The following is an 11,952-nucleotide window of genomic DNA, read 5'->3' as shown; positions in this document are numbered from 1 at the left end:
GCTTTTATTTGTTCAGTTCTAGGCTGGCCATGATAAATGGGCCCGTTCCTTTTGGGTCGTTAGAGCGTATGGGTTCATTAATGTAGTATTCAAAGGAGCCGTCCCTGTATGGATTACCGCCCAAACCAGCAACGGCACAGCATTTGTTTAGGTTTACAACGCCGTTGTCTTCAACAGAAATTAAATTTTCCAATATACCATTATAGCCTTTATTGGCTACATCCAGAAATTTTTCTGGCAAATAGCCTTTGCGAACTCCTTTTGCCAACGTATAGGTAAACATGGCTGTTCCTGTGGCTTCCAGATAGTTTCCTTCCCGTTTTCCTTGGTCCAAAACTTGCCACCACAAACCAGACTGGTCCTGGACTTTGCTAATGGCCTCAGCATATTGGTTTAAATAGGTAATGATTCTTGCTCGTCCTGGATGGTTTTCAGGTAAAAAGTCCAACACATCTACCATGGCCATACCGTACCAGCCCATGCCCCTTGACCAAAAGTTTTGTGAGTTGCCGGTTTTTTTATTGGCCCATTGTTGTTCCTTGCTTTCATCCCATCCGTGGTACAGGAGCCCTGTTTTTTCATCACGACTGTGTTTTTGTATCAGATCAAATTGTAAAACAACGTCGTTGTATACCTGTTGTCTTTTTGCGTCATCCTCTATATAATCCTTTGCATAATGAGCATGGAACGGTTCTGCCATATACAGTCCGTCCAGCCACATTTGGTAGGGATATCTTTTTTTGTGCCAATAACCGCCATCAGATGTTTTGGGCTGTGATTCCAGTTGCTTGTTTAAGGTTTGCATGGCTATCAAAAAACGCTCTTCCTTTGTTTTTGGATATAAATACAACAGCACGTCACCGGACTTGATCATGTCCAGGTTTTGATTGGACAGTTTATAGGTATCAATGTTACCTGTACTGTCAATCAATGTATTGGCATAATCATAGATGTAATCATAATATTTTTGGTTCTTTGTTTGTTCGTAAACCCTACTACAAGCCGATAAAACCAATCCTGGAGTATAGGTCCAGCGGGGCTCCTCCGAAAAGTCCAGTTTTGTTGCTTCCGGGAAGCGCTCAATCTCTGAGAGCATCATGCGCTCTGACCATTTCAGGTTTTCTGGAACAATTTTTTCAACAGAGGCAGTTTCTTGTGCGTTTTCTTTTTTTGAGTCTTTGCAGGCCGTAGCTGATAAACCTACCACAATAGAAAACAACACTATATGTCTAGTTAAGTTTTTCATGGAGACCTTATTTTAATACATTGGTTTTATCTAGCACTTCTAATTTTTTATTCAAATCTTGAATAAATGCTTCTTCTGTTTTGATACCATCAGGTTCTTGCTCCCAAGCACCTAAAAAGTAATAGGTAATGGTTTCGGTACTAGGTTTAAAAATCACTAAATGTTCATATTGACCTTTCTTTTGTTCGGCGACTTCATCTAATTTATAAAAGAGAGCCATACCCAAATTGTCAGGTGGACTTGCTAAAGTTTGCAATCCGTAAGTAGCTATGTATGCCCATTTTTCACCTTCCTTTTTATGAAAGGCAACGCCATGATCTACAATTCCTGTACAAATACCAGTAATCGCTTTTGAAGGCGTTAATTCTGCTTTTGTAAATCGGTCATTGGGATACATAGTAAGTTGTGCATGTAAATTGATGCTGTCATCCCCAGTTTTCCAATCTTCATAAGAAATATTAATTGTTGAGTAACCGTCTGAATTTTTAACTGTGGCAAACGTATTTTTTACACTTCTAAAATGAGCTACTGTATCGGCTACCATGCGGCCATAACCACCAATTCCCATTGATTTTCCAGCCTTTAGGATGTCCTGCCCCCAAGGCGATGGTTCGTGATAGGAATCAAAACCATCTTGACCAACATACGGCAATACCAACGTGTCTACTTTTTTTCCAAATATATCTATGGCATTTCTCCAATCCAGATATAGGCGATACCCAATTTGGCTGTTTTCCCAGCCTGGTCCCTCATAGCGTATATACCAGGAATGATCGGTATGTTCTTTGGGAACCGTTAAGGAATCAACATTTTTAAAAGACGTTCCACCATCATATTCTTTGTGTCCTCTTGAACCATCAATCCATTTTCCACCTTGTGCAATGGAAAGTTCCGCATAGGATTTTGATGAAGATCTCATTTCACTTTTCTGTTCTGCTTTAGCTTCAGAATTACTTTCAGATTTTTTTTCTTTACAGGAAACCAAACTTAAAATGATAAGGGATAAGAAAGCCAGTTTTTTCATGATATATTTTTTTTAGTGTTTTTAATATTGTTTTCCGTTTATGGTTGTGTTTTTAAACACAATGGGTTCTGAGTTCTCAACAGATACAGGCGTTTTGGCACCTTTGATGGTTACATTGGTCAGGGTAACATTTTTAACGGGATTGTCTGATCGTCCTTTTATTAAAATACCATACTCGCCACTATTTTCAACCTGAACATCCTCTAAATGGATATTTTTTATGGAGGGGATAAAATGCCCCTCTTGATTGTCATAAATGGCATAGTATGTGTTTATTTTTAAGACAGCTTCTTTTACTTGCCCCACCTGGATGTTCTTGACAAATACATTTTCTACAAAACCACCACGTATCGTGTTGGTTTTTATCCGAATGGCTCGTTCCAGTTCTGGGCTGTCCATTTTACAATTACGCACATACACGTTTCTAACGCCTGCTGAAATCTCACTTCCAATGACCACACCTCCGTGGCCGTCTTTCATGTTGCAGTTTTCAACCACTATATTTTCACTGGGGATATTAATTCTTCTGCCTTCATCATTTCTCCCGGATTTGATGGCAATACAATCGTCGCCCGTATCAAATACACAATTGTCAATGTGTACATTTTTAGAAAATTCTGGGTCACAGCCATCATTGTTTGGGCCATGGCTTCTTACTGTTACACCGTCAACCCTTACATAATTGCATTTCATGGGATGTAAAATCCAAAACGGTGCATTTGTAAACGTCACTCCTTGAACAAGCACATTTTCGCATTCAAACGGCTCAAAAAAGGAAGGCCTAAATTGGTGACCTTCACCAAACACGCGCTCAGCAACTGGTGTGTTATTTTCATTCATTTTACGCAATCTGGGTAAGTTGTGGTCATCACGTTGACTGGGTTCTCCCTCTTGATAACCAAATCTTTTATTGCCGTTCATAGGCCACCAATTATCATTACCTGCCTGGCCATCAAAAACACCTTTACCGGTCACCGCTATGTTTTTTTGTTTATAGGCACGAACCAATGGCGAATAGTTCATCATTTCAGTGCCTTCATAAGAGGTGAGAACAACTGGGAGGTAATCGTTTTTGTCTTTTGAAAAAAGTACCGTAGCCCCTTCTTCCAAGTGAAGGTTTACATTGCTCTTTAAAACGATTGGTCCTGTTAAAAAGTCACCGGATGGGATGATGACTTTACCACCACCAGAGTTACTGCACGAGTCAATGGCTTTGTTGATAGCTTCGGTATTGTTTGTAACGCCATCCGCCACAGCACCAAAATCCATGATGTTAAAAGTTTTATCCGGAAACTCAGGGTTTTTAATGGAAGCAATGATTGTATCAGCAGCAGCAAAGGCTGACGTAGCTACTGTTGTTTTTTTATTTTCTTTACATGAAGAGAATACAATTCCTATTGCTAAGAAACATATTAAATTGTAAAATAAATTTGATTTTATGATTTTCATGAGCGTTATAATTAGTTTTAAGTATCTACAATTTCTAAAATTCACAGAGATTTTACACGGAATGGATTAAAGAATTGGCGTAAACTTCAATGTTTGTATATTTTGTATCTAAAGTATATAAATTAGAATCGTTTGTTTTTGGATCTAAACCATTTTTTTCTTCCCAGATATCGGGCATGCCATCTTCATCTAGATCTTTTGGTGGGTCTTCTGTTTTTAGAATTGGCCAACCGCCAACATTGTCTTGCGAATCTATGATGCCATTTTTATAATCGGCACGTCCTTCTTTGGTGTCTCTTATTATTCTTGAATCTACTGCATCTCTAAATAGGTTGTCGCCAGCTTTCATAAGAACATCTTTATAAGCTTGAACTGCACATGTAGTTTTTACGTTATTTGATATACCAATAGGCTCATTTATTTTAGCTGCTTGAGGATTATCGCATTGTACACCATCATCCCAATTATTCTTTGTAACCTGTTTAGAGCCTTCCATATAGTTGCCGTCAACATAGAATTTACCATAAGGTTCATAGGGCTCAACAATTCTGGAACGTTTTGAAGATTCTGTTGCTGGACCTGGTTTAAAATAGTTATTTACAATGTTGTATTCGCCTTTTTCGCCCCCATAAATACTGTTATTTCCCCAATTATAAATAACATTGTTTCTAAAATCCACAAATTCGTTTACAGAATTTAATGTAGTGGATGACCCACTGAATCTTGGGTTTCTGCTATTATTGTTAGCAATTAAGTTGTGGTGAAATGATGCTTTCACACCGCCCCAAATACCACCATAGCCGTGTGGCCCTTTATGGTGAACAGAATTGTTTAATGCTTCGGAAATGATGCACCATTGCAGTGTAAAATTGGTATTATTGTAGAAAGACCCGGCCTCATCCGTTGACCAGCTTATGGAACAATGGTCAATGATGACGTTTTTGGAATCTCGACAGCCAAGGGCATCACCTTCAATTTTATTAATGTCTCCCATTCTAAATCTTAGATATCTTATGATAACATTACTGTCTTTAATGGTCACAGGATAGCCTTTAAGGGTTATACCTTCTCCAGGCGCCGTTTGGCCTAGTATGGTTAAATCGCCCTTATTTATGTCTAAATCTCTTTGAAGCTCAATGGTTCCAGATACATCAAAGACGATGATTCTAGGACCACTTTTTAAAATACCTTTCCTAAGACTTCCTTCGCCATCATCATTTAAATTGGTCACTTTATAAATAATGCCACCTCTACCGCCACTTGCATATTGCCCAAAGCCTTCTGCTGAGGGGAATGCTAATTGCTGTGAGTAGGATAAGTTATGAACCAACAAAAGGCTGTAGATGAGAAGAAACGTTTTTTTTATCATTATAATTTTTTTGGTTTAAAATGTTGTTTACCTTAAATAAAAAGGAACAACAATTTAAGATTATATTAAAAAGAGGTATACAACTAATGATGCATACCTCTTTTTTTTTATGTTATAACTAACTTTTTTAAGTTAAAAACTATTATTGTCTCCAACGAGGGTCTCCAACTTGGTTATCCAACAATGTTTGATTTGTTACCGTAAAATCTCCGCTGGCAGCATCAGTAAATCCTGGATCCAAGGTTGTATATGATGTAGTTGCGTCATATACGGTATTGGTTGTATAGAATCCTGGTGCGTTGAAATAATTATTATTATCAAAAGTTGGATTTGGATCCGTTCTACTTTGGTTTGAATAATAAGCGGTTGTTTCTGCAAACAAGTTATTGGTTACCGTTATTTTATTTAATTGGAATCTTACATATAAAATTCTATCAGTAGTATTTGAACAACCATACAAGGTACACTGATCTAAAAGAACATTACATGTTAAACCCGTTTGGGTAGAAGTTCCTGCATCATCAAGTCGGAAAAAGTCACGACCAGGTGCACAATTATTAAAAGTACTGGTGGAAACACTAACGTTTAATACATCAGAATTTCTGAAGTCAATAAAATCACCACCACTTGTGAGAATATTGGTTACCACACAATTTTCAACTGTTACTGATTGTACAATGGCATCGGTTTGGTTGCCAGCTATGAACGAACGGTCATAGTCATGGATGTTACAACCACTAACTAAAAGGGAATTATAATTACCAGCTCCGGTATATCTTACAACATCAGTTAATTGTGTAACTGTATCACCTGTAAGATCTAAATCGATTAAATTTACATCAGTAGCACCATCAACAATTGAAAAGCTAACTTTTAACTGTGGTTTAAAATCTGTCCTTAAACCTTGAATGGTAATTGATTTATCTAATGTTATTGTTCCAATTTGAGACGTATAATCACCCTGTTCCAAGAGTAAAATATCTCCAGGAGCGGCATCAGCAATCATTTGGAATAAATCATCAGTGGGTAAAACCAAAGTATTATCGCCTACATCAATTCCAGTGGTAAACGTTGTGATGCCTCTTACTTTTGTATTATTGTACAAAGTTGCTGTATAATCTGTTTCACCAGTTAATCCGGTAATCACAGCAACGCCATCTATTTTTTCTTGAGGTGTAATGTCATGGGTAATATCACCCGGTTGTACAACAATTTTAGTCACATTACTATTTGCAACCCATCTTAATGTAGCCTGAGTGGCCTCAATATCACCAGGTTCACCAGCTATAAAAATCTGTTCGGTTAGCGTTGTTGCTTCTGTAAGTGACCACTTAGATTCATCCAGCCCTCTTGCGCTTATAGCTTTTACTCTAATTGAATAAACTGTTTCACCCTCCAAAGCAATCTGAACAGGTAACTGATCACCTGTAACATCAACAGATTTGAAAACGGTGGTAAAATTTGGATCATCGGCACTGAATTCTACCACATAATGGTCTACATTGGGATCTACGGTCCAATTCAACTCCACAATGGTTTGATTTCTAACGCGCGCCGTTAACGCTACAGGGGCAAATTCTCTGTTTACAGCCAACTCTTCTATAACATCTTCATTATAACCACAATTGGTAACAATAAATGCCAAAGACACTGTAAACAATACTTTTAATATATATTTATATTTTTTCATAATCTTAAAAACTTGTTATTAATTTTTGTGGTTTTCTAATAGTTATAGTCATTGACCAATTTGCCATTACTTCCATCAATAAATACTTGCCATATAGGCCAGAATTGTCTGTCATCAGGATTTACGCCTGATTTATACAAAGAGTTGATCATAGTATCATCTAGAGCGTCCCAGCTTTTAGCAGAGTATTCTACTCCCGGATCAACATTCTCTCCTCTGTTTAATCCATAAATATCAAGTGTTTCGTTATCAGCTTCGTATTTATAGTAAAGTGTTGTTGGAACATCTGCATAGTCACCCGTACGATTTTTTAAATCCTCCATTTTAGCTATTGCTTCATCTAAATTGGTTTTCAATAAATTCCAACGAATAAGTGATTGTTTGCGAACCATCTCGCCAGTAAATTCAAACATGTGTTCTTTTACAATAGCATTGAACATAGCTTCTTTACTTGATAAGCTATTAACATAGGCATCTACTTTTTGGGCTTGATCAGCAGCATTAAACGCTCTGCTACGAACTTGTTTTAGATATGGTGCAGCTGCAGCTGGTCCTTCAAGTTCATTGGCTGCTTCAGCAGCTATTAAAAGTACTTCTGCGTAACGCATGTACATAAAATTCACACCATCATCATTGGTTGACGTTACATAACGTGTCATCCACTCATAACGATACTTTCCAAAATACCAGGTATCCAATCCTACTAATTCTTGTTGGGAAACGCCATTAACTGCTGTTCCCCATTGATAAGGAACACAGGTTACATCCCTACGGTTATCAGCTTCGTCATAATCATAAAAAACGGTTGGAAGTGGTCCTGCAATTCCGCCACGACCTTGGCCAGTATATTGGTCAACGCTACGGTGACGTACGGCAAATGAGAATAATACACGTCCACGACCATCAGCAAATGGAATTTGCCAAAGCGGTTCGCCACCTGCAGATATATCTTCTTGGTTATATTTTTCCCATAATGTTTTAAACGATGGTTCTAAATGTGCTTTACCACTGTTTATTACATCACGGCATTCATCTAGTGCTAGTTTGTACATGTTTGCTACAGAAAGATCAGGATCGGTACTTCTGTGGATACCATCAGGATATTGTTGGTAACCACTGGCAACCATTGCCAAACGCGCTCTAAAGCTTTTTATAAAAGCTTTGTTGACAGTCTCTACGGTAGAAGTCTCTGGAGATTCATTTGGCCATGGAACCAATGTTTCTGCTTCGCCAAGATCTGCTATAATTTGTTTGTAGATAACATCACGGCTTGATTTTGGTAAATAAATAGTTTCAGAGTTGATCGGTTCAAAACGAGCTGGAACGTCTCCCCAAGCTTTCATAAGGTCAGCATAATAGATGGCTCTCAACGTAAGGGCTTCACCCAGTAATTGACCCAATTCATTTCCAGGCTCTGGATTACCATAGGTACGTATACCACGAATGGCAATATTGGCACGTTCTATGCCCGAATACATCATGGCCCAAGCATTGTTTGTAGAATTCATTTGTGAATTATTTGGCTTGGTGTCATAAATCATAAGTTCTCCTTGTGAACTTCCAGCGTCATCAGAACTGTAGTTGTATTCGGCATCTGTATTGAATCCGTAAAATGGTATAAAACGCCCTCTGTAGGAGTTTGTTTGCCCCATGGGCTCTAAAATACCATTTATAGCACCTCTAGCTAATCCCGGTGTGGAAAAAATAAGGGACTCATCTAAGGTAGATTTAGCAGGAGCATCTAAAAAGTCGCCTTGTGTTTCTTGACAAGAAGTAAAAAGCCCTGCTATTAGTATTCCATAAATTATTAGTATATGTTTCATCTTCTAAGTAATATTTAATTAAAAATTAAGGTTTAAACCAAAAACCAATGACCTACTTCTTGGGTATGGAGAATAATCCACTCCAGGAGTTAGCGGTGTTTTTCTTCTTGTATTAACTTCAGGGTCAAGACCTGAATAGTTTGTAATAATGAAAACATTATTAGCGGTAAGGTAAAACCTTAGTTTAGAAACACCAACGTCAGTAAGCAATGATTCAGGAACTGTATACCCTAAAGTAAGTGTATTCAATCTTAAGAAAGAACCGTCTTCAACGGCCCAGTCGCTAAATAAATAACGGGACATAAACGGAGACCACATAGTGGTATTGGCATTAAGTGCAGACAACTGTGTAGGGTCTGTTACTAATTGGCCTGTAGCTGGATCTAAATTTGTCCAGCGTTTTCCATCAGCCATAATTGTGCTTAAATTTCTATATTGTCCATTTTGGTTTGATGTTGTAAACTCAATTTTATTGGCATTGTATATATCGTTTCCAACGCTAAAATTGAATGCAGCGGACAAATCAAATCCATAGGCATTGGCATTTAATGTAAAACCGCCTGTAAACTTTGGATTGGCATCACCAATAATAGTGTTATCATTGACATCTACAACACCGTCGCCGTTGATGTCTTTTAATTTAATGCTACCTGGCATAACCTGTCCTATAACGGCAGAGTTGTCTGCAACACCAGCTTTTAAAGTGTAGGTTCCAGAAGAAACATCGTAATCAAAATCAGATACCTCATAACGTCCGTCATTCTGGTAACCGTACATAGCACCCACAGATTCTCCAACATTTACAACATAATCATTTCCTATTTGAGTTGATGCCCAGTTTGTATTGATTCCAAAATCATCCATCACACCTAGTGAATTTATTTTGTTTTTGTTGAAGCCCATATTAAACGAGAAACTTAAACCATAATCCAGTTTACTTATAGCAACCACATTTAATGAAGCATCAATCCCTGTATTTTGAACTTCTCCCATATTTCTGTATTGAGTATCATAACCAGAACCTGGTACAGGGAAATTTATTAATAGGTCTGTAGTTACGTTTTTATAGGCCTCAACAGACCCACTAATACGTCCTTTGAAAAAGTCAAAGTCCAAACCAAGGTTTTTAGTTACGGTAGTTTCCCATTTTAAGTCTGGGTTTGCTAATGTGTTTGAAGCAGCCCAATAACTAGAAACCCCATTGATATAAGATGTCGTTTTAGATTGGAAACTCTGTACGGTTTGTCCTGATGGTATATTGTTGTTACCAGCCTCACCATAACTTAATCTAAGTTTAAGAGTGTTAATCCAAGAAGCATTTTTTAAGAAATTTTCTTCAGACAATTTCCAAGCAACTGCAGCAGAAGGGAAGTAACCCCATTGATTGCTACCTAAAAACTTACTGGAACCATCTGCCCTATAAGTGGCAGTAAATAAGTATCTGTTTTTAAAGTCATAATTAACTCGACCAAAAAATGATAATAATTTATCATCTGGACTATAAAAATCATCAACAGTTAAAGGGGTTCCTTGAGTTGTTAAGTGTCTAGATGTATCAAAGTCAAAAAACTTTGGAAATCCTTGAATTTCACTTTCAACCTCATTACGGCGCTCAACAATCATCTCTTCTCCTAAAAGTAATTTTAAAGCGTGGTTATCTCCCAAAACATTTTTAAAATCATAATTGAATGTATTGGCATTTCTAAATTTAACTCGTTTTTCATCGGTAGATAATAAAGAAGGTAAACCTTGTAATTCGGCAGGAGGCCTATTGCTTGCATAATATGTTGAGCGACCATAAAAACGATAGTCTAAATCATTACGGTTATCAAGACCTAATTCTGTTTTGTAACTTAGGTTATCTATTATTTCCCAAGTCATGCTCCCTAACAAGTTGAAATTTTTTCTAAGCTGTTTACGCTGATTATCGTCAACGGCAACAAATGGATTCACCAAATAACTTGAGAGTGCTTCATCTGTATTGGTGGTAGTTAGTCCGGGAAGTGGAATAGGAGAATACCCTACACTATGTCTTAAACGGGCATCTGCTGATGACACTTCATTTTGTTCATTAGCGCCACCTCCGTTGATTTCTGTATTGGAATAACGGAATGTGAATGATAAGTCAACCTTTTCACCAGCTTTGCTTTTTAATGCCAAGGATAAGTTGTCTCTTTTGAAATTTGAGCCTATCATAATCGCTTTTTGATCGTAATGAGCATAATTAAAGTTGAAGTTCATTTTTTCAGAACCCCCTCTTACGGCTAGATCGCGGCTTTGTACCTCTCCCATTCTGCCATAAATTTGTTTTTGCCAGTTGTTCCCTTTCATGCCAATATATTGATCATAATCTTGCCATTGGCCAAAATACTTTTCGTATGAACTTAAATCATCTGGGTTGTCAAGTAGAGCATATTCATATTGCCATTTCACAAAGTCTTGAGGTTCTAATACGTCAATTGTGTTAGCAATTTTACTAACACCATAAAACATATTGAAATTGGTAGATATTTTACCGTCTTTACCACTTTTAGTGGTTATAATTACAACACCATTGGCACCTCTGGAACCGTAAATGGCAGTTGATGAGGCATCTTTTAAAACCGAAATATTTTCAATATCGGCAGGCGATACATCGCTCATACTGTTTACGGGAAACCCATCAACAATAATTAATGGAGAAGCATCTTGGGTTAATGAACCACCACCACGAACTCTAATTTTGATTTCTGAATCAGGTGACCCTTCAGATGATGTGACTTGCACACCTGCCAAACGCCCGGTTAAAGCTTCAGCAACGTTTGATATAGATTGTTTTTTTAAATCATCACCACCTATAGTAACCACTGAACCGGTCAAATCCGATTTTTTAGCTGTACCATAACCTATAACCACAACTTGATCCAATGATTCCAAACTAGGTTGAAGGGAAACATTTAAGGTAGTTTTGCCGGACACATTAACTTCTTGGGTTTGATACCCAATGTAGGAAAACACTAAAATGGCGTTTGGGTTATCAACGCTCACCGTGAAATTTCCATCAAAATCTGTTGCAGCACCATTGGATGTTCCTTTAACAAGAACTGTTACACCAGGTAAAGGCCCTCCTAAATCACCATCAATTACTGTCCCACTTATAATTTTACTTTGAGCTAGCATATTAGTACTGCTGAACACAAATATTCCAAATAGTAAAATTAAATAAGTCTTTTTTGAAAAGGATTTCTTCATTTCTCTTACTTTGGATTTGAGAAACAAATAATCAGTACAATTGTTTGTCATAAAATAGTATAGTTTAGTTATTAATTTTTTGTAACCAACTTGCACCTAGTATAATTTCTTGTTTAAATT

At 37.3% G+C, this 11,952-nt stretch carries 7 protein-coding genes; all 7 read right to left on the bottom strand.

All coding sequences use genetic code 11. The features are described from left to right. Positions 1 to 4: 4 nt before the first annotated feature. The 7 genes from IEW94_RS00420 to IEW94_RS00390 all read right to left on the bottom strand — a co-directional run bounded on the left by IEW94_RS00420 (position 5) and on the right by IEW94_RS00390 (position 11,883). On the bottom strand, positions 5 to 1,246 hold the full coding sequence (locus IEW94_RS00420; RefSeq protein WP_188649290.1) for a glycoside hydrolase family 88/105 protein: 1,242 nt from the start codon (positions 1,244 to 1,246) through the stop codon (positions 5 to 7). A gap of 7 nt (positions 1,247 to 1,253) precedes the next feature. After that, positions 1,254 to 2,270 (bottom strand): DUF4861 family protein, encoded by a 1,017-nt coding sequence (locus IEW94_RS00415; protein WP_188649289.1) that lies wholly within the window; start codon positions 2,268 to 2,270, stop codon positions 1,254 to 1,256. 21 nt (positions 2,271 to 2,291) lie between these two features. Continuing rightward, positions 2,292 to 3,719: a glycoside hydrolase family 28 protein gene (locus IEW94_RS00410; RefSeq protein ID WP_188649288.1), complete on the bottom strand. Its 1,428-nt coding sequence runs from the start codon at positions 3,717 to 3,719 to the stop codon at positions 2,292 to 2,294. A 52-nt stretch (positions 3,720 to 3,771) separates the two neighbouring features. Further along, complete coding sequence (locus IEW94_RS00405) at positions 3,772 to 5,088, bottom strand: pectate lyase family protein (RefSeq protein WP_188649287.1); 1,317 nt, start codon at positions 5,086 to 5,088, stop codon at positions 3,772 to 3,774. A gap of 142 nt (positions 5,089 to 5,230) precedes the next feature. Beyond that, positions 5,231 to 6,778, bottom strand: coding sequence for a DUF5123 domain-containing protein (locus tag IEW94_RS00400; RefSeq protein ID WP_188649286.1), 1,548 nt, complete (start codon positions 6,776 to 6,778; stop codon positions 5,231 to 5,233). 35 nt (positions 6,779 to 6,813) lie between these two features. Continuing rightward, positions 6,814 to 8,601, bottom strand: coding sequence for a RagB/SusD family nutrient uptake outer membrane protein (locus tag IEW94_RS00395; RefSeq protein WP_188649285.1), 1,788 nt, complete (start codon positions 8,599 to 8,601; stop codon positions 6,814 to 6,816). A gap of 18 nt (positions 8,602 to 8,619) precedes the next feature. After that, the gene (locus IEW94_RS00390; protein WP_229669406.1) at positions 8,620 to 11,883 is read right to left on the bottom strand and encodes a SusC/RagA family TonB-linked outer membrane protein; all 3,264 of its coding nucleotides are present in this window, start codon (positions 11,881 to 11,883) and stop codon (positions 8,620 to 8,622) included. Positions 11,884 to 11,952: the final 69 nt, after the last annotated feature.

Origin of the sequence: Yeosuana aromativorans (genome assembly GCF_014646655.1) — a bacterium.
Taxonomy (GTDB): domain Bacteria; phylum Bacteroidota; class Bacteroidia; order Flavobacteriales; family Flavobacteriaceae; genus Yeosuana; species Yeosuana aromativorans.
This window is presented reverse-complemented; position numbering and strand designations above follow the sequence as displayed.

Bases quoted from the DNA above. Each gene is read 5' to 3' on its own strand.
- IEW94_RS00415 (WP_188649289.1), bottom strand. From the start codon at position 2,270: ATGAAAAAACTGGCTTTCTTATCCCTTATCATTTTAAGTTTGGTTTCC.
- IEW94_RS00390 (WP_229669406.1), bottom strand. From the start codon at position 11,883: ATGACAAACAATTGTACTGATTATTTGTTTCTCAAATCCAAAGTAAGA.
- IEW94_RS00405 (WP_188649287.1), bottom strand. From the start codon at position 5,088: ATGATAAAAAAAACGTTTCTTCTCATCTACAGCCTTTTGTTGGTTCAT.
- IEW94_RS00400 (WP_188649286.1), bottom strand. From the start codon at position 6,778: ATGAAAAAATATAAATATATATTAAAAGTATTGTTTACAGTGTCTTTG.
- IEW94_RS00420 (WP_188649290.1), bottom strand. From the start codon at position 1,246: ATGAAAAACTTAACTAGACATATAGTGTTGTTTTCTATTGTGGTAGGT.
- IEW94_RS00410 (WP_188649288.1), bottom strand. From the start codon at position 3,719: ATGAAAATCATAAAATCAAATTTATTTTACAATTTAATATGTTTCTTA.
- IEW94_RS00395 (WP_188649285.1), bottom strand. From the start codon at position 8,601: ATGAAACATATACTAATAATTTATGGAATACTAATAGCAGGGCTTTTT.